Origin of the sequence: Stenotrophomonas sp. WHRI 8082 (assembly GCF_040223995.2) — a bacterium.
Taxonomy (GTDB): Bacteria; Pseudomonadota; Gammaproteobacteria; order Xanthomonadales; family Xanthomonadaceae; genus Stenotrophomonas.
Map to the genome: position 1 here is coordinate 2,418,301 of NZ_CP167826.1, position 18,474 is coordinate 2,436,774.

Annotated in this window: 18 protein-coding genes; 10 read left to right on the forward strand and 8 right to left on the reverse strand. The window is 66.6% G+C overall.

Going from position 1 to position 18,474, the window contains the following annotated elements:
• The first annotated feature begins 143 nt into the window (after positions 1-143).
• From ABRP17_RS10575 to ABRP17_RS10585, 3 genes are read left to right on the forward strand one after another with little or no spacing between them, the layout of a single operon-like run.
• Complete coding sequence (locus ABRP17_RS10575) at positions 144-1,403, forward strand: histidine kinase (protein WP_349984687.1); 1,260 nt, start codon at positions 144-146, stop codon at positions 1,401-1,403.
• Complete coding sequence (locus ABRP17_RS10580; protein WP_188325926.1) at positions 1,393-2,163, forward strand: LytTR family DNA-binding domain-containing protein; 771 nt, start codon at positions 1,393-1,395, stop codon at positions 2,161-2,163. The genes ABRP17_RS10575 and ABRP17_RS10580 overlap by 11 nt, the downstream gene beginning before the upstream one ends.
• 32 nt (positions 2,164-2,195) lie before the next feature.
• Entirely contained in the window at positions 2,196-2,537 is a 342-nt protein-coding gene (locus ABRP17_RS10585) for a hypothetical protein (protein ID WP_349984685.1), read from the forward strand.
• Between the two features lie 87 nt (positions 2,538-2,624).
• Here ABRP17_RS10585 and ABRP17_RS10590 read toward each other — a convergent pair whose 3' ends face one another.
• Positions 2,625-3,239 (reverse strand): hypothetical protein, encoded by a 615-nt coding sequence (locus tag ABRP17_RS10590; protein ID WP_188325928.1) that lies wholly within the window; start codon positions 3,237-3,239, stop codon positions 2,625-2,627.
• A gap of 317 nt (positions 3,240-3,556) precedes the next feature.
• On the opposite strand from ABRP17_RS10590, the gene ABRP17_RS10595 reads away from it, so the two are divergent.
• On the forward strand, positions 3,557-4,468 hold the full coding sequence (locus ABRP17_RS10595; protein ID WP_349984684.1) for an oxygenase MpaB family protein: 912 nt from the start codon (positions 3,557-3,559) through the stop codon (positions 4,466-4,468).
• A 46-nt stretch (positions 4,469-4,514) separates the two neighbouring features.
• On the opposite strand, the gene ABRP17_RS10600 is transcribed toward ABRP17_RS10595, so the two are convergent.
• Positions 4,515-6,632 carry a M13 family metallopeptidase gene (locus ABRP17_RS10600; RefSeq protein ID WP_349984682.1) on the reverse strand — a complete coding sequence of 706 codons (2,118 nt, stop codon included), beginning with the start codon at positions 6,630-6,632 and terminating at the stop codon, positions 4,515-4,517.
• 304 nt (positions 6,633-6,936) lie between these two features.
• On the opposite strand from ABRP17_RS10600, the gene ABRP17_RS10605 reads away from it, so the two are divergent.
• From ABRP17_RS10605 to ABRP17_RS10615, 3 genes are all read left to right on the forward strand, one after another.
• A complete protein-coding gene (locus tag ABRP17_RS10605) occupies positions 6,937-9,888 on the forward strand; it encodes an EAL domain-containing protein (protein WP_349984681.1) in 2,952 nt (983 codons plus the stop codon).
• 187 nt (positions 9,889-10,075) lie between these two features.
• Positions 10,076-10,870, forward strand: coding sequence for a class III extradiol ring-cleavage dioxygenase (locus ABRP17_RS10610; protein WP_349984680.1), 795 nt, complete (start codon positions 10,076-10,078; stop codon positions 10,868-10,870).
• A gap of 152 nt (positions 10,871-11,022) precedes the next feature.
• Positions 11,023-12,669: a Na+/H+ antiporter gene (locus tag ABRP17_RS10615; protein WP_349984679.1), complete on the forward strand. Its 1,647-nt coding sequence runs from the start codon at positions 11,023-11,025 to the stop codon at positions 12,667-12,669.
• Positions 12,670-12,844: 175 nt separating this feature from the next.
• Here the strand turns inward: ABRP17_RS10615 and ABRP17_RS10620 are convergent, their stop codons facing one another.
• Positions 12,845-13,096 (reverse strand): DUF3297 family protein, encoded by a 252-nt coding sequence (locus ABRP17_RS10620; protein ID WP_188325934.1) that lies wholly within the window; start codon positions 13,094-13,096, stop codon positions 12,845-12,847.
• Positions 13,097-13,244: 148 nt separating this feature from the next.
• Here ABRP17_RS10620 and ABRP17_RS10625 point away from each other — a divergent pair, with 148 nt between their 5' ends.
• On the forward strand, positions 13,245-13,787 hold the full coding sequence (locus ABRP17_RS10625) for a hypothetical protein (RefSeq protein WP_188325935.1): 543 nt from the start codon (positions 13,245-13,247) through the stop codon (positions 13,785-13,787).
• A gap of 6 nt (positions 13,788-13,793) precedes the next feature.
• On the opposite strand, the gene ABRP17_RS10630 is transcribed toward ABRP17_RS10625, so the two are convergent.
• The 5 genes from ABRP17_RS10630 to msrB form a co-directional block, all read right to left on the reverse strand.
• The gene (locus ABRP17_RS10630) at positions 13,794-14,072 is read right to left on the reverse strand and encodes a DUF4031 domain-containing protein (RefSeq protein WP_349984678.1); all 279 of its coding nucleotides are present in this window, start codon (positions 14,070-14,072) and stop codon (positions 13,794-13,796) included.
• A gap of 17 nt (positions 14,073-14,089) precedes the next feature.
• Positions 14,090-14,614, reverse strand: a complete 525-nt coding sequence (locus ABRP17_RS10635; RefSeq protein WP_349984677.1) for a hypothetical protein — start codon at positions 14,612-14,614, stop codon at positions 14,090-14,092.
• A gap of 77 nt (positions 14,615-14,691) precedes the next feature.
• Positions 14,692-15,648 carry a flagellar motor protein MotB gene (motB, locus tag ABRP17_RS10640; protein WP_192096078.1) on the reverse strand — a complete coding sequence of 319 codons (957 nt, stop codon included), beginning with the start codon at positions 15,646-15,648 and terminating at the stop codon, positions 14,692-14,694.
• Positions 15,649-15,651: 3 nt separating this feature from the next.
• A complete protein-coding gene (motA, locus tag ABRP17_RS10645; protein ID WP_188325939.1) occupies positions 15,652-16,506 on the reverse strand; it encodes a flagellar motor stator protein MotA in 855 nt (284 codons plus the stop codon).
• A gap of 102 nt (positions 16,507-16,608) precedes the next feature.
• A complete protein-coding gene (gene msrB, locus ABRP17_RS10650) occupies positions 16,609-17,076 on the reverse strand; it encodes a peptide-methionine (R)-S-oxide reductase MsrB (RefSeq protein ID WP_349984676.1) in 468 nt (155 codons plus the stop codon).
• Positions 17,077-17,219: 143 nt separating this feature from the next.
• Here msrB and ABRP17_RS10655 point away from each other — a divergent pair, with 143 nt between their 5' ends.
• Together ABRP17_RS10655 and ABRP17_RS10660 are read left to right on the forward strand one after the other, a co-directional pair.
• Positions 17,220-17,633, forward strand: coding sequence for a classical arabinogalactan protein 4 (locus tag ABRP17_RS10655; protein ID WP_349984675.1), 414 nt, complete (start codon positions 17,220-17,222; stop codon positions 17,631-17,633).
• Between the two features lie 688 nt (positions 17,634-18,321).
• Complete coding sequence (locus ABRP17_RS10660; protein ID WP_188325942.1) at positions 18,322-18,465, forward strand: lana protein; 144 nt, start codon at positions 18,322-18,324, stop codon at positions 18,463-18,465.
• Positions 18,466-18,474: the final 9 nt, after the last annotated feature.

Here is an 18,474-nt window from a genome sequence, read left to right on the forward strand (position 1 = left end):
CCAACGGCGCCGCCGGCTGACGGCCAGCGGCCGTCGCTGCCAAGGCGGGATTCGTCGCCTGATTCCCGGCGTTCGTCGCCGGGTGCTTGCCGTGGCGGGCCGGCGCACTATGCTCGGCCCATCCCATCGCCAAAGGCACTCCCGTGTTCGCCAGCGTTTCCCTGATCTTCCGACATCTGCTGGCCTGGGCCGCTGCGCTGGTCGTGGCGGGCATGGTGTGGAGTGGCATCTTCAGCGGCATGGAAGACGGCCCGGGCTGGGTGTTCGGCCTGCTTGCGATGTTCCTGATGCTGTCCGCACTGGGCAGCGCGATCACCCACGTGCGCCGGGTCTGGCTGATCACTGGCAAGCTGGATGGGAGCACGCTGTCCAATCGCCAGCGGCGGCAGATAGAACTGCCCTTGGACGCCGGACCGGCCTTCCTGCTGCTGGAGCGCGCCATCGCCGAGTTGCCACGTGTCGAGGACATCGAAAGTTCTGCCGGTAGCCTGCAGGTGCGTGCCTATGTACGGCGCGTCGATCCGTGGAATGGTCGCCAGCCCTCTCGCTGGAACCTGCCCGCGCGTCTGGCGATCAAGCGCAACAGCGTGCTGGCCACGGTGACGCCGGGGCAGGGAACGAGCACGGTCACCCTGTTGTTCGAACCCGACGCGGGCTGGTGGGCCGATCTGCTGGCGCTGGACGAGGGCAGCAACTTCGAGAACGCCGAAGCGCTGACCCGCGCCGTCAGCGGCCGCGTGGCCGAACAGCGACGCGACGAACAAGCAGCGGCCGAGCAGACCCACGTGGAGAAGGAACTGTCGGTCGCGCGCTTGAACCTGCTGCATGCGCAGGTGGAACCGCACTTTCTGTACAACTCGCTGGCCAATGCGCAGGTGCTCACCCGCACCGATCCAGCGCGTGCCGACCAGATGATCGGCCACCTGATCCAGTACCTGCGCAGCTCGCTGCCGAGCATGGAAGAGTCGGTGTCCACCTTGGGCGTGGAGCTGGAGCGCACCCGTGCGTACCTGGAGATCCTGCGCATCCGGATGGGCGCACGCCTGGGCGTTGAAGTGCAGGTGCCCGATGCGTTGCAGGGCGTCCGGCTGCCGGCGATGGCGCTGCAGACGCTGGTGGAGAACGCGATCAAGCATGGCCTGGAACCCAAGCCGGGCGGTGGCACGATCTGGATCATCGCGCGCGCCTTCGATGACCATGTCACGGTGACCGTGGCCGACGATGGGCTTGGCTTCGGCCATGGCACCAGCGGCACCGGCATCGGGCTGAAGAACCTGCGTGAGCGCCTGCGCCTGACCTGCGGCGAGCAGGCCGGTGTAGCGATCGTCACCAATTTCCCCAGCGGCGTCGCCGCTACCATGACATTGCCGCAGGCCCCGAAGGACGCCGCTCATGCCGCTTGACGCGCTGATTGCCGAAGACGAAGAGCTGCTGCGCGCCGCCTTGGTGGAGCAACTGCAGCGGTTGTGGCCGGAGCTGCGCATCGTCGCCGAGTGCGAGGACGGCGCCACGGCACTGGAGCAACTGGCCGAACGCCAACCGGACATCGCGTTCCTGGACATCCGCATGCCGGGTATCAGCGGCATCCAGGTGGCACGCGCGCTGGCCGAACTGAGCCCGCGCACGCAGGTGGTGTTCGTTACGGCCTACGACCAGTACGCCATCGATGCGTTCGAACAGGGCGCGATGGATTATCTGCTCAAGCCGGTAAGCGATGAGCGCCTGCTGGCGACGCGCGAGCGCATCCTGGCGCGGCTGCCGTCGGCACGCCACGACGATGCCGTGCTGGAGCGGCTGCTGCAGCGATTGGGGGCCCCAGCGGAGCGTGCAGACGTACCGCCACTGGCATGGATTACCGCAAGCAATGGACGTGACACGGTGCTGATCATGCTGGAGGACGTGGTGTATTTCCGCGCAGACAACAAATACACCACGGTGGTGACCGCCGACGGCGAGAGCCTGCTGCGCACCCCATTGCGGGAGCTGGTGGCGGCGTTGGATCCACAGCAGTTCCGCCAGGTGCACCGGTCCACCATCGTCAACATGAAAGCCGTTGCCGCAGTGAGCCGCGACGACACCGGGCGGGGCGTACTGCGCCTGCGCGAACGCCCCGAAACACTCACCGTCAGTCAACCGTTCATGAGCCTGTTCCGCGGCATGTAAGCCGCGGCAGGCCACTAGGGAAGGGCCATGCCATGCGTTTTCTCACTACGATAATGAGTTGCCTGCTGTCCTTGTTCGGCTGCCATGACAAGGTGACCACGACCTCGATCACCCGCATCAGCGCACACGGCATGGATCAACTGTTCAGTCGCACGTCCGTGCGTACGGACGGCGCGTGGTTCGAGTGCGTGAGCAGTGACAGCGGCCGCTGCTATTACCAGGTATTCCAGGAGGCCTGCGACGGGCAACAGCATTGCGAACGCAGCGCCCTGCAGCAGTTCGACGTACGCGCAGGCCAACGGCAGAAGCACGCCAGCCTGCCGCCGGGATTCAAGAGCTGCGTAGCCACCACCCCCGCCGCCCGCTGCCAATGACAACAAAAAGGGGACGGAGGGAATTAAGTCGTTTTCAACCCGTAGGGGCCGGAAACGACTTAATCCCCTCCGTCCCCTTTTTTGGGTTCAGAAGGCGGGTTGCAGGGTGAGGTCGCGGTGGCTGGTGGTCTGGCCGACGTGGTTCAGGCGGCCAACCAGTTCGGTGTGCTGCTTCATGCGGCCGATCTCGGACATGATGCGGATGTCCTCGTGGCGCAGTTCGCGTTTCTCGGTCACGGACTGCTTGTAATCCAGCACTTCCGGGTAGTGTTCGGCCATTCCGAGTGCGTCGGCCACGCATTCCACGCTGTCGGCGCTGGAGGTGATGCGGGCGCGGCTGTTGAAGGCCTTCATCCAGCGTTCGAACCCGGCTTGCTGGTCGAACATGTTCGCCATGAACCAGATCACGAAGAGGATCGATACCCAGGAGCCGATGATGATGACGACGCGGGTGAAGGTGATATGGAAATCATCCCGCCAGAGGTAATTGGCGATCAGCCCGAGGATCAGCAACGATGCGGCCTGCCAGCCGACGATGGAGGCGATCAGCCATTGGCTTTTCGCCTGGGCCAGCACGGCCACCTCCTGGCGGATCTGCTGCTCGCTGAGACCACGCCAGTGGGCAACCTGTTTTTCAAACGGGCTGTGGTACAGCTCGTTGTCGCGCAACAACAATCCTAAACCTTTGAACAAAGCAATCATGGCGGGCTCCCTGTTGGAACGTGCGGCGATGCATTGACCGGTGAGGCGGGTTCAGTTCTAGCACTTCCAGCGAGGGGCGCAATAAAGGGGATGCGAAGGCGTGGACCCATACGCGGATGAATACGGAGGCGCACGCGCACCTTGGTGCGACGCAACATCGATCTGACGGCCTGCGACAAGATGTCGCACTGAAAATCGTGCTGCGCGTGCACACGGGCGGGGTCGGGCCCCGCTTTCACAAAGGATCGGGTGTCGAGTGGCCGACAATGGGGCCAAATCGCGCAAGCCGCGCCACTGCCAGGTCCCCCGATCGCGCCATGCCCTCTTTGTTTTCGCCACTGACCGCGCCCATCCGCCGCTGGGTGATGGATGCCTTTCCCCGCGGACAGAGCGAGATCGACTACGACCATCCGATCGGGGACCCGGGCTGGTTCGGGCCGGACAGCGTTACCTGGCGGGTCCATGCCGAACTGCCGTCGATGCTCGCCGGCGGGCTCTGTGCCCTGATGCTGCAGGCGCTGCATCCGCGTGCGCTGGCGGGGGTGTACGACCACTCCAACTTCCGCGAAGACCTGGTCGGGCGCCTGCGCCGGACCACGGCGTTCGTCGCGGGCACGACCTATGCCCCCACGGCGGAAGTCGACACGCTCGTGGCCCGGGTGCGCCGGATCCATTCGCGCGTGCGCGGCAGCGTGGAGGGCGTGCCCTACGCCGCCGATGACCCGCAGTTGCTCACCTGGGTGCATGTGACCGAGGCCTATGGCTTCCTGCAGGGCTTTCGTCGCTATGGACGGGCGATGCCCGACGCGATGGTTGATCGCTACTACGATGAGTTCCGGCGTGTCGCCGAAGCATTGGGGGCGAGGGATGTGCCGCGTAGTGCAGCGGAAGTGGATGCGTTCTTTGCGATGCAGCGGCCGCAGCTGTGCCTGGATGCCCGGGCGCGCGAGGTGTTGCAGGTGCTGTCTGCGGTGAAGTTGCCCGTGCCGGTGGCGGGACTGTCGCGGGATGTGTTCATGGGCGCGGGGGCGGCGTTGTTGCCGGAGTGGGCAAGCGAGCTGCTGGAGCACGGCACGCGGCAGCGGGTCCAGGCACAGGCATCGATGCGGCTGTTGCAGGGGGCTGCGCCGCTGTTCCGGCGTGCGCTTCCGGATGGATTGGCGAGCCGGGCGTGCGCGCGGGTGGGTGTTGAAGTGGCGCAGTTGCGGCGGTGGCCGGCGGGCCTGTAACGGCCCACCGGTGCGCTCGCCGAGCGTGGCTCGGCGCTACCAGGGCTTACCAGACCTTTACGCGCTTGTCGGGCGCCAGGTAGAGCTTCTGGCCTTCCTTTACGTCGAATGCGGGATACCAGGCGTCGATGTTGCGTACGGTCAGTGCGCGGAACTGGCCCGGTGCATGCACGTCGGTCAACAACGAATTGCGCAGGGCCTGCTCGCGGCTCTTGCTGCGCCACGCCTGAGCGAAGCCGAGGAAGAAGCGCTGATCGGGCGTGAAGCCTTCCAGCGTCTGCCCTGGCTTGCCCTGCAGCGAGAGCTGGTAGGCATCGTAGGCGGTGCCCAGACCGGCCACGTCGGCGATGTTCTCGCCCAGCGACAGGCGGCCATTGACGTGCACGCCGGGGAAGGGCTCGTAGCTGCTGAACTGCGCGGCCAGCGCGTCGCCCGCTGCGTTGAATTTCTGCAGGTCCTGCGGCGTCCACCAGTTGTGCAGGCGGCCGGTGTCATCGAACAGCGCGCCCGCGTTGTCGAACCCGTGGCTGATCTCGTGGCCGATCACCGCACCGATGGCGCCGTAGTTCACGGCATCGTCGGCGGCGCCGTCGAAGAAGGGCGGCTGCAGGATCGCCGCCGGGAACACCAGGCGGTTTTCAAGCGGCACGTTCATCGCGTTGATGGTCTGCGGCAGCATCGCCCACTCGCCGTGGTCCGGTGCCTTGCCCAGCTTGGAAAGATTGCGCTGGTACTCGAACTGTTCGGCGCGCTGCGCATTGCCCAACGGATCATCCCGCTTCACCTCCAGGCCGCTGTAGTCGCGCCACGTCTCCGGATAGCCCATGCCCACGGTGAGTCCGGCAACCTTGGCCTTGGCACTGGCCTTGGTCTGCGGTGACATCCACTCCAGGCCATCGATGCGCTTGGCGAAGGCGGCGATGATGTTCTTCGCCATCGCGTCGGCGCGTTCTTTGGTCTTGGCGTCGAAGTGCTTTTCCACGTAGCGCTTGCCGATGGCTTCGCCCACGGCGTGGTTGGCATCGTCCACCGCCCGCTTCCAGCGATCGCTCTGCTGCGGGGTTCCACTTAGTGCGGTGCCATGGAAGGCGAAGCGCGCATCGGCGAACGTCTTCGGCAGGTAGGGCGCGGCCCGGTCCAGGGCGTGGAAGGTCAGGTAGTCCTTCCAGTCTTCGAGGGGTTCGGTGGCGACCAGCCGCGACAGGCCGGCGACGGCCTTGGGCTGCCAGACGATGAAATCCTGCTGCTGGCCCAGCCCGGAGGCCTCCAGGAACGCGGCCCAGTCCATGCCCGGTGCCTTCGCGCTGAAGTCTTCGCGGGTCCAGGGGTTGGCCCCCTTGGCGACGTCGTTGGTTTCTTCCTGGCTCACGTGGGCCTGGGCGATCCTGGTTTCCAGCGCCACGATGCGCTGCGCCTTCGCGGCGGGGTCGGCGACGCCGGCCAGCTTCAGCACCTGGCCTACGTAGTCCTGGTACTGCTTGCGCAACGCCGCCATGCGGCCATCGCTTAGGTAGAAATCACGGTCCGGCATGCCCAGCCCACCCTGCACGAGGTAAGGCGCGGTGCGCTCCGGCTGCAGCAGGTCGACCGACACCCACAACCCGAACAAGCGGTCGGTGTAGAAGTTCGTGGCGTTGAGCAGGTCCACGTCGGCGCGCACGTCGGCACCGAGTGCGCGGGCCAACGCGGCCTTGTCGGCGAGCGCCTCGATCGCCTGCAACTGCGGCTGCACCGGGGACAGTCCGCGCTGTTCGATGCCGGCCTCATCCATGTAGGCCGCGTAGTAATCACCGATCAGCTTGTCTTCGCCGGTGGCCTGCGCATTGTTCGCCGCGCCTTCCAGGATGGCGCGCGTATCGGCCTGGGTTTTTTCAGCGATCACATTGAAGCTGCCGAACCGCGAGCGGTCGGCCGGGATCTCGGTGTTCTTGACCCAGCTGCCGTTGGCGAAGTCGAAGAAGTTGTCGCCCGCGGCCACGCTGCGGTCCATTCCCGATGCATCGAAACCGAAGCTGCCCAGCTGTGCCTTGGCGGGAGCCTCGGCGGCGGCTTGCTGCTGGGGCTGTGGCGCATCGGCCGGGGTATCGCCACCGCAGGCCGACAGGGTCAGGGACAGGCTGGCGGCGATGGCCAGCAGCAGGGGAGAGCGGCGCAACCTGGGCATGGAATTCTCGAACGGCGGAAAAATACCAGTCTACTGCCTGCTACCGGGGCTGGTTGCAGTGGCAACCGTGCCGCAGCAGGGCGGCGCCTGTGCCGGATGTGGCTGAACGGGGGATGCTCCTCTTCCTGTGGTCATCTGCCTGATGCATGCTGCAAACCGGGGCCGGGCTGGGCGCGTTGCGTGCGCCATCACCGGGAAACAACCAGGGCGGTCAAGAAAGTGCATCCGCGGCCGCTCTGGTCAGGATCACAGGAAGCGTTTTGCGCATGAGAGCAACTGCCCACCATTGGCAACGTTCGCACCGATGTCCGCACTGAGTCGCGCCTTGCTGCGCCCGCAGCGCGCCTTCCTGTGGGGTGGCGCGCTGCTGGGCGTCCTGTTCGGCGCTGGCCTGGCCACGATGCTGGCCAGCGACTTCCAGCGTCGCGCAGACGTGGCGCAGCGCCAGAGCCGCACCTTGGCGGTGGGCAGCCAGCGCCTGTTATGGCTGGAGATGCGCAATCTGGAACGGGCGATGCATGGCATCGGAGCCGATGCGGCGCAGCTGTTCCGCAGCGTGCCGGCGCAGGCCCCTCAGTTGCTGGACCAGAACATCGCCGGCGTGCTGCACCGCCATGCCGAGCTCGACAGTATCGTGGTCGTGGACCAGCACGGGCGCGCGATCACCAGCGGAGTCGGTGACCTGCAGCTGCCGTTGTGGGTGGACGGCCAGCGCCGTGGCTCCGGCAGCGATCTGTACCTGGGTCCGCCGCAGCGTCACGATGGACTGAACTGGGTGTTGCCGCTGGCGCTGCAGCTTGAGCAGGATCGCTGGTTGCTGGTGCGGCTGCATACCAGCGAACTGCAACGGATCATCAGCGGCCTGGATATCGGTAGCCAGGGCGTCGTATCGATCACTGACGTGGAAGGACATGTGCTGGCCCGCGCGCCGGCGAGCGGCGACATCGTGGGGCAGCGCTTCGACCTGCCGCACCGGTCCGCGTTGGGCACCGATGCGGTGCACTCGCTTGGCGTGGAAACCAGCGCCATCGACGGGACGACCCGCATCTCGGCGATGAGCACGCTGCACCAGTATCCGCTGGCGGTGTATGCGGGATTGGGACGGCGCGACGTGCTGTCTGCGTGGTGGCCGTATCTGTACGCGGCATCAGCGATGTTCCTGCTGTACTGGGTGCTGCTGGGTGCCTTGGTGTGGGTGGTCCGTCGTACCAGCCGACGCCAGCTCGTGCTGGCCGAAGAGCTGCGCACCGGCCATGCCGAGCTGCTGCTGGCGCATCAGGTGGGTCGCGTGTGCACCTGGTATGTCGATGAGGATGCCTGCCAGCTGCACTGGTCGCCGCTGGCGCGTGAGCTGTTCGGCGTGCCGGTGGACACCCTGCCGGTTTCAGATTTCTTCGCCCGCGTGCATCGCGAGGATGCGGGTCGTCTGCAGGCCGCCTTCGACAGCGCGTTTGCCGGTGATACGGTATTGGATGAAGTGTTCCGCCTGGTACTGCCCGGCGGCGAGATACGCTGGGTGAGCGCGCGCGGACGCCGCGTGGCGATGTCCGACCGGCAGCGGCGCGTGATCGGCGCGGTGACCGACATCAGCGAGCGGTACCAGGCCCGTGAGCGACTGGTACAGGCGGAGCGTCAATTCCGCTTGCTGTTTGATCGCAATCCCGCGCCGTTCTGGGTGTTCGACCCGGACACGCTGCGCTTCATGGAGGTCAACCGCGCGGCGATCAGCCAGTATGGCTATACCCGCGAAGAGTTCCTCGGGATGAGCATCCTCGACATCCGCCCGCGCGAGGGCTGGGAAGAGATCCGCGGCGCGATCGCCGATGCCCGCGTCGGCGAAGTACAGGATGCCAAGATCCGGCTGCACCAGCGCAAGGATGGCAGCGTCTTCGAAGTGCGCGCCCATCTGTCGCGGCTGGATTTCGATGGCCGTTCGGCGTGCCTGGTGTTGGCTGAGGACGTGAGCGAGCGGCTGGCCTACGAGCGTGAGCTTGCCTACCACGCCAGCCACCATCCGCAGACCGGTCTGCTCAATCCGCGCGCACTGGCTGCTGCACTGGACGACTGCGGCAGCGGGTACACCGTTGCCTTCATCCAGTTGCGCGGACTGCAGCTGGTGTCCGATGCGCTGGGCGGTGATATCGGGGATGCGGTGTTGCAGGCGATGGCCACGCGGCTGGGTGGGCTGGGCGCGCGTTACGGCTGGCTGGCCTTCCAGCCGGGCGAGGACTTCGTGTTCGCCTTCCGCGATGGGCAGGAAACACAGAGCGCGCTGGATGCACTGGTGCAGATCGTATCGGAGCCCGTACGTGGCAAGGAGTCGCTGCATCAGTTCGAGCCGAGCGTGGGGGTGGCGGTGCATATCGCGGGCGATGGGCTGCAGGCTACCCAGGTGATCGGCATGGCCGCACAAGCGGCACACAGTGCGCGCGCCGAGGGCGATGCGCTGGCATGGTTCGACCCCAGCGTGACCGCGCGATTGGCCGAGCGGCTGCGTCTGGCCGGGCGGATCCACAACGCGATCGACGCCGAATTCGAGCTCTACTTCCAGCCGATCTGTCATGCCGCCGATGGCACGCCGGCCGCGCTGGAGGCGTTGCTTCGCTGGCCGCAGGCCGATGGCAGCTTCATCCCGCCGGGCGACTTCATCCAGCTGTGCGAAGACACCGGCCTGATCCTGGCGCTGGGGCGCTGGGTGATCCGCGCGGCGGCGCAGGCGCAGCGGCAGCTGGTGGATGCCGGCTGGGGTGACCTGCCGATTGCGGTCAATGTGTCGGCGGTGCAGTTCTTCAACAGTGATCTGGTGGGTGAGTTCGCGCGCGCCATGCAGGAGTTCGGCCTGCGTCGCGGTGCGCTGCAGGTGGAGCTCACCGAGAGCAGCCTGATGCGCAAGCCTGCACAGGCGATGCAGACGATGCAGCGGCTGCACGAGCAGGGCATCTGCGTATCGCTGGATGACTTCGGTACGGGGTATTCGAGCATGTCCTACCTGCAGCACCTGCCGCTGGATATCTTGAAGATCGACCGCAGCTTCGTGGCGGATGTGGAAACCAATCCGCGCAATGCGTCGATCTGTCGGGCGCTGTTGTCGCTGGGGCACAGCATGGGCCTGACGATCATTGCGGAGGGCGTGGAAACCCCGGGCCAGCTGCAGTGGCTGGGCGCGCACGGCTGTGATCAGGTGCAGGGCTACCTGCTGGGGCGCCCGGTGCCGCTGGCGACGGTGATCGCGCAGCTGGATGCGGTGGAGGCCTGAGAGCGCGGGGGAGGGGGCGCGAAGGGCCCGCTGCGCTCGCCGACCATGGGTCGGCGCTACGGATGCTGGCCGCTCGGCGCGACGGGGCGGTATTGCGGTCATTGCTGGGACGGACCGGCTCGTCGGTCCTGTTTATCGCGTCGTCGGCGAGGCCTACGCTGGTCGCAGGTTTCCCGAGGCCAGCACCATGCGCCGTCTGCCCAGTCTCTACATCTCCCACGGTTCGCCGATGACGGCGCTGCAGCCGGGACAGGTCGGCCTTCGCTTGGCGGAGCTGGCGGCCGACCTGCCACGGCCCCGCGCCATCGTCGTCGCCAGTGCGCACTGGTTGAGTGACCTGCCGCGCGTCGGCGCGCATCCGCAACCCCCGACGATCCATGATTTCGGTGGCTTCCCCGAGGCGCTGTACCGGATCCGCTACCCGGCCCCCGGCGACCCCGTGCTGGCTGCGCAGGTCCTGCAGAGGCTGCAGGACGCACACCTGGACGCACAGCTGGACGTGAGTCGCGGGCTGGACCACGGGGCGTGGGTGCCGCTGCGCCTGCTGTTCCCGGACGCGTCGATCCCGGTCGTGCCGATCTCGCTGCAACCGCAGCGCGGTCCGCTGCACCAGCTTGCACTGGGCCGTGCCTTGGCGCCGCTGCGCGACGAAGGGGTGCTGCTCATCGGCTCGGGCAGCATCACCCACAACCTGCACGATTTCGGTACGTATCAGGATGGCAAGGAGGCGCCCTACGTGCGTCCTTTCATCAACTGGGTAGAGCAGCGCCTGGCTGCGAGCGATGTCGATGCCTTGCTCGACTACCGGCGCCAGGCCCCCTATGCGGCGCGCGCACATCCGACGGACGAGCACCTGCAGCCGCTGCATTTCGCCATGGGGGCGGCAGGGACGGGCGGGTTGGGCGCGCAGCGCATCGATGCCGGGATCGACGCGGGCATGCTGGCGATGGACATCTACCGCTTCGACGGCGAGCGCAGCTGACGACCCGCGCACTCCCTCGCGCTCGCTCCGTATCTGCCGACCGCCACACGCTCCGCTTATGGGCGATATCAAATGGGTGTGCTAGTTTTTTCGCGTTAGTGGCGCTTGGCCTGTAGGCCATCCTTCCCCCCGCGCCGTCATCTGGATGATGCATGCATACCATTGAAGTCGTACTGGCGATGCTGGTCGCGGTAGTCGCCAGCGGCTACCTCGTCCGGGTCCTGCCGTTTTCGCTGCCGTTGCCGCTGGTGCAGATCGCGCTGGGCGCGGTGATTGCCGGGGTGTTCAACCGCGGCCATGACCTCGACCCGGACATGTTCTTCCTGCTGTTCCTGCCGCCGTTGCTGTTCCTCGACGGCTGGCGCATTCCCAAGCAGGGCTTGTTCCGCGACAAGGGCGCGATCCTGGAGTTGGCCTTCGGCCTGGTGGTGTTCACCGTGCTCGGGGCCGGCCTGCTGATCCACTGGATGATCCCGGTGATGCCGCTGGCCGTGTGTTTCGCATTGGCGGCGATCATTTCGCCGACCGACCCGGTGGCGGTCGGTGCGATCGCCTCGAAGGCCCCCATTCCCAAGCGTCTGATGCACATCCTGGAGGGCGAATCGCTGCTCAACGATGCCTCGGGCCTGGTCTGCTTCCGCTTTGCCGTGGCCGCGGTGATGACCGGCAGCTTCTCGCTGGCGACCGCGTCGCTGACCTTCCTGTGGGTGGCCGTGGCCGGCCTGGCCGTGGGTGTCGCGGTGACCTTCGGGGTATCCACCTTCCAGCGCTGGTTGTGGCGGCGCTTCGGCGAAGAGCCGGGCGCGGCGATGCTGGTCAACCTGCTGATCCCGTTCGCAGCCTACCTGCTGGCCGAAGAGATCAACGCCTCGGGCATCCTCGCTGCGGTGGCCGCCGGCATCACCATGAGCTACGTAGAGCTGACGGGCCGCGTATCGGGCAGCATGCGGGTGCAGCGCTCAGCGGTGTGGAACATGCTGCAGTTCACCTTCAACGGCATCATGTTCGTGCTGCTGGGCGAACAGCTGCCGGGCATCGTGGAGCGTGCCGTCGAGACGATGGGCGAGAGCGGCCACCAGAATCCGTGGTGGCTGGCGGTGTATGTGCTGGTGATCAACCTTGCGCTGATCCTGCTGCGTCTGTTGTGGGTATGGCTGTCGCTGCGCTGGAACCTGCTGCGTGCGCGCCGTCGCGGGCAGAAGCAGGGCGAAGCGCCCGGCTGGCGCATCGTGGTGGCGACCTCGGTGGCCGGCGTACGCGGTGCGATCACCCTGGCCGGCGTGCTGACCCTGCCCTTGTTCCTGCCCAGCGGTGATCCGTTCCCGGCACGTGACCTGGTGATCTTCCTGGCCGCCGCGGTGATCCTGTTCTCGCTGATCGGAGCCAGCGTGGCGCTGCCGCAGCTGTTGAAAGGGCTGCAGTTGCCGGCTGATTCGGGTGAGCGCAAGGAAGAGGACGTGGCCCGCAAGCTGGCTTCGAAGGCGGCGCTGGCCGGGGTGGAGCGGATGCGGCAGCAGCTGGTGCTGAAGCAGACTACCGAGAACGTGCAGCTGTACAACGACGCGGCATCGCGGGTGAGCCTGCTGTACCAGCGCAATCTGGAAAAAGAGAACGGCCCGGATGTCGATCCGGAGAAGGTGCGGCGCATGGAGCGCGGCTACCGCCAACTGCGCAGTGCCGGCTTGGTGGCCGAGCGCGAAGAACTGTTCCGGCTGACCCGGCGCGGGGTGATCTCCGACGAGATCTCACGCAAGCTGATCCGCAACCTGGACCTGCTGGAATCCCGGCAGCGGGAATGATCGGCCCCGGCCGCTGTTGCCTCGGGTAGAGCCGGCTTCAGCCGGCTGGTGTCGCGCTTGGTCGCCGTTGCCCCTGGTAGAGCCGGCTTCAGCCGGCTGCCGTTGCCGATTGCCTGCGGTAGAGCAGCAGACTGAAGTCGGCTCTACCCAGCCGGCTACCCCGTGACCGCGAAGCTCAGCCCTGCGGCTTCAGGTCCAGGAAGCGCACGTCGACGTTGCCTTTGATCTTCAGGGTCATCGGGTTGCCGCGGCGGTCACGGGCCTTGCCGGCCTGCACGCGGATCCAGCCTTCGCTGACCGAATACTCTTCGACGTCGGTGCGCTCGACATCGTTGAAACGCACGCCGACGCCGCGCTCCAGCGCCTGGGCGTCGTGATGGGGGCTGGCCGGGTTGATGGCCAGGTGGTCGGGAGGCGTATCGCTCATTGCAGGATTCACTGTGGCGGCCAACACGGCCGGCTTCATGCGGTAAAGGATACCCGGCCCGGCGGCGTGGCCCAATCCCGGTGCTTCCGGCTCGAGCCGCCAAGCCTCAGAATGCAGGCCACGCACCACGCATCCCAGGAACACGCCCATGCCCGACAACAGCGATTATTTCGACTTCCAGGAAGAAGAGCACGACTTCGACGAGGCCGACTTCGAGGCACGTGCGTGGAACCTGCTGGTGCTGATCAACCCGGGCGACGAAGAGCTGGCGCTGCAGCAGTTCAACCGCTTCCGCGAGCTGCTGGCCGAGCAGGGCGAGCCGATGGAGGCCGACAGCGACTGGCTGCCGCCGCTGTTCGGGGCGATCGGCTGGCAGAGTGGCTTCGAGGTGGAGCGCGACGATCTGGAATCGCTGATGTCGGCCGTCAACGAGCTGTCTGCACGGTTCAACCTGCAGGTGGAGTGGGGCGGCGACCTGGACGATGAGGATTTCACGGCGGACCTGGACGGCGCGCAGCTGATGTCCACCGCGTTCGATCGGCTACGCGAACGCAACTACACGCTGTGGAGCGTGGATGCCGGCAGCGAAGGCTTCACCGGCTGGATGGCGCTGACCCGCGATGACGACGCGATGCTGGCGCTGTGCTCGCTGATGAACGTGGAAGTGCGGTTGGGCAGCGACCCGTTCTGACGCGGCTCAGTCGGGCTGGTACTGCGCGCGGGCGTTGGCGATGACCGCTTTCATCCGCGCACGATCGGTGTGCCGGGAGATCGGCATCGCCCCGAGGGCGATGGCCTGCACGCGCATCGGCGCGCTGACATCGTAATGCGCGCCACTGGCTTTGTTCTGGAACGCGCGGCGGGGCATGCCGAGCTGCGCCGCCATGGCGTGCAGCTCGGGCAAGGTGTCGGCCATCAGGTGCGCCCAGCGCTGTCCGCGCCAGGCGTGTACTGCGTCGTCGACGTAGACCGTCACCGTGATTCCGCCAGGCCTCAGGCCTTCGGCTTGTCGTCGGCGTCGGCGTCAGCGTCGACAGCGGCGTCAGCCTCGACGTCGACGGCATCGGTCGATGCGTCGGCTGCAACTGCGTCCGCATCGGTGTCAGCGGTGGCTTCGGTCGCTGCGTCTTCCGCGTCGATGGTATCGAACTCGGCAGCCAGCTCATCCAGGTAAGCGTCAGCGTCCAGGTCCTTCTCGGCCGCCATCACCTTGATCAGCTCGCCCAGGCCATCGGAGTACTGCAGGTCGACCTTGCGGCCTTCCTTGCCCTGCACATTGGCCAGATGCTTGAGCATGGCCAGCATCGGCATCGGGTCGTCCGCGTTGCCCATCGTCTGGCCACCGATCGACAGCAGCCACTGGCGGCCCTGCAGGCCAATCGCGGCCACGGCCTGGCCTTCTTCATTGGTCAGCACGGCGTGGTTCTGCACCTGCTGCTGATCGCTCAGGCGGGCGAACGGGCGCTTGGGCTGCTGCTTCTTGCGCTTGTCGCGCTTGGACTTGGACAGCTTGGACATGATGCGGCTACCTGCAAAAAAGGAGGCCCCCATTGTAAGGGCCCAAGGCAGCGAGCGCAGGGACATGCCCTGCCCGGTCAGGGGGCGGCGTCGCCGACCTCGATGGGCGCCTGCGCGGCCTGCACATCGGGGTCTGCCACGGCGGCGGACATCGCAACCGGCGTGCCAGCGCCGGACAGTGCGGCGGCTTCCGCATCCTTGGTCATCACCACGATGCTGATGCGGCGGTTGATCGGATTCTGCGGGTTGGTCTTGTCGAACAACACCGAGGAGGCCAGGCCGACCACGCGGGTGACCTTGCTGTCATCCAGGCCACCGTCCACCAGCGCACGCCGGGCGGCATTCGCGCGGTCCGCGCTGAGTTCCCAGTTGCCATAGCCATGGACGCTGCTGTACGCCGTGGTGTCGGTGTGGCCGGTCAGGCTGATCCGGTTCGGTACGTGGTTCAGGTAGGTCGCCAGCTCATGCAGGATCGTGCTGGTGTACGCCTTCAGGGACGAGCCACCCAGGTCGAACATCGGCCGGTTCTGCTTGTCCACGATCTGCACGCGCAGCCCTTCCGGAGTGAGGTCGAGCAGCAACTGGTCCTTGAAGGGTTCCAGAGCCTGGCTCTTGCTGATCGCTTCCTGCAGTTCCTTCATCAGCGATTCCAGCTGCTGTTTCTCGCGCTCGCGGCGATCGATGGCCTGCGGGATGGCTTCACGCTGGTTCTGGAACGGGTCGCTGCTGTTGCCGCGGCTGACGTCGGCCGCGCCGCCCAGCTTGATCATCGACGTGCTGGCACCGCCGGGCCCGGCCATGCCCGGAGCCGGCGTGGTGCTCTTGCCCGACAACGGACTGGGGTTGCGGAAGTACTCGGAAATGGCACCGCGCTCGGGCTTGCTGGTGGACGCCACCAGCCACAGCACGAGGAAAAACGCCATCATCGCGGTCACGAAGTCGGCGTATGCCACTTTCCACGAGCCGCCATGATGCGCGGCGTGGCCATGCTTCTTGACCCGGCGAACGATGACGGTGGGCTTGGTGTCCGACATGGCTTATTTGACCGTCTTCAGGTGCTGCTCGAACTCCGAGAAGGCCGGGCGCACGTCGGAGGGCAGGGTCTTGCGGGCGAACTCCAGGGCGATCTTCGGGTTGTAGCCGCGCAGGCAGGCCAGCAGGGCGGTCTTCACTGATTCATAGATGCGGCTGTCCTGCTCGGCGCGCGCTTCCATGGCCGCTGCCATCGGGCCGACGAAACCATAGCCCAGCAGGATGCCGAGGAAGGTGCCGACCAGCGCGCCGGCCACGTGTGCGCCGACTTCTTCGATCGGGCCACCAATGGAGCCCATGGTGATGACGATGCCCAGCACGGCGGCCACGATGCCGAAGCCGGGCAGGCCGTCGGCCACCTTGGTCACGACCTGCGAAGGCGCCAAGGCTTCGGCGTGGTGCTTCTCCAGCTCCAGCTCCAGCAGCGGTTCCAGTTCATGGGGTTCGATGTTGCTGCCGATCATCAGGCGCAGGCAGTCGGTGATGAAGTCCACCAGATGGTGGTCGGCCTGCACCTTCGGGTAGTTCGCGAAGATCGGGCTTTCGCCGGGCTTCTCTACATGGTCTTCCAACGACATGAAGCCTTCGCGACGCGCCTTGTTGAGCAGTTCGTAGACCAGGCTGAGCACATCCAGATAGTCCTGCCGCTTGTAACGCGGCCCCTTGAACACGGCCACGCTGGCCTGCAGGGTCTGCTTGACCGTCTTTGCCGGCGTACCCACCAGGAACGCGCCCACGGCGGCACCGCCGATGATGACCAGCTCATACGGTTGCCACAGGGCACCCAGCCGACCGTGGGCGCCGAGATAGCCGCCAAGCACGCTGGCGATGACAACGAGGAAGCCGATGAGGATGAGCATGGACGCGACGCAGGAAGCAGGGGTATCTCCCTTTACGGCGCGTTCACGGGTTTTCTGAAGAGCGGATGTGTGAAATCCATCCGCTCTGGTGCCGTCAGGTGATCAGCCGGCCGGCTGGGCCTCAGCACCGCCGCGCTTGAGCGGATCGGCGTAGGGCGCGCCATTCTCGGTGAATGAAAGTGAGACGGAGTTCAGGCAGTGCCGCTCGAACGTGGGCGGCGGTCCATCCGGGAACACATGGCCCAAGTGGCTGCCGCAGCGGGCACAGGTGATCTCCGTGCGGATCATGCCGTGGCTGATGTCGCGGATTTCATGCACGTGCTCGGCGACGAAAGGCGCAAAGAAGCTGGGCCAGCCCGTACCGGAGTCGAACTTGGTGTTGGAGCGGAACAGCGGCAGGGCGCACAGGCGGCAGCAGTAGACGCCGTCCCGCTTGTTGTCCAGGAACACGCCGCAGAAGGGCGCTTCGGTGCCGTGCTGGAGCAGCACGCGCGCCTCGTCGGGGCTGAGGCTGGCTTCCAGCGCTTGGCGTTGGGCGTCGCTGGGGGGCGTGAGGTCGAAGGCGCTCATGCGGGATCTCCATGGGGGACTGTCTGCAGATGGGGCCGGCGCCGACGGCATGCAAGCGCGGGCTCCTTTCATGGGCAGCACCATTCATGGGCAGCACACAAGGCCGGGTGCAGGCTGGGGTCACACCGTGTGGGAGCCGTGCCATGAACCGATCATTGTTGTTGCTGGGCGTGCTGCTGCTGCCCACCTTGGCCTTGGCGCAGATCGCCTCGCCGTCCAGCCCGACCTCCACCCGCGGGGCGACCACGGTGACGCCGCCTGCGGCGCAGCCCGTGCCTGCCCAGCCGCCGCGACCGGTGCAGCCATCGCCCCCGTCCCCGGTGCAAACGCCGCGCCCCCTCACGAATCCACCGCCGGCGGCAGGGCCCATCCGCAGCACGGGGCCGGCGCAGATAGCGCCGCCCCCCACCAGCACCGCCCCGGCGAAGGTGTATGACCGCGATGGGCGGATCATCCCAGGCGTGCGGCCGGCCGGCCAGAACCGCGTGTTTGACTCACGCACCGGTCGATACCACGACAGCGTGCCGCAGGGCGCGGACTCCAAGATCAAGCCGTAACGCACCGCGGCCATCGGTAGCGCCGAGCCGTGCTCGGCGGAATGTTTCCGCCAACGGCCCGCTGCGCTCGCCGACCATGGGTATGCCGGTCGTCCTGACCGGCACCCTACGGGCCGTCGCAAGCGACGTTGGCCGCGGCTCCTGCCGCTGCCTTCGGCGCTACCGCTTTTTTTTCTTCTTCATTACGCGGCTGGCTGGCGGCCATCGGTAGCGCCGAGCCGTGCTCGGCGGAATGTTCCCGCCAACGGCCCGCTGCGCTCGCCGACCATGGGTATGCCGGTCGTCCTGACCGGCACCCTACGGGCCGTCGCAAGCGACGTTGGCCGCGGCTCCTGCCGCTGCCTTCGGCGCTACCGCTTTTCTCTTTTTTCATACGCGGCTGGCGGCCACGGAACCTGTCAGGGGCCGGGCGGTGGGGCGGGGCGGGGGCGTTGAGCGCCATGGATGGCGCGAAACGAGGCACGCAGGAGCGGTTTTTGCCGTCCCCCGACCCGCCCCACCGCCCGGCCCCAACCCAGCGGCAGCTCCGACACCCAGCCGCGAGGGGGTCTCACCCGTTCGACCTTTCCAGCCGCCCAGTCAGCACAATCAAGACGCCAGCTCACGCGACATTCGCCCGCCAGTAACCCAGGCAGGCAGAAGGTGGGCCTGCGCCGACCAAGGCGCCATCCCTCAAGTGAGCGCCATCATGGGTACGCAGAACAAAGACGATAAGTCGCAGGACAAATCGCAGCAGGGTCGTCAGCCGCAGCAGCAGCAACAGCAGGCGGATGCGCAGAAAACCAAGCAGCCGCAGGACAAGCCGCAGCAGGGATCCAAGCAGCAGCGCTGACGCCATACC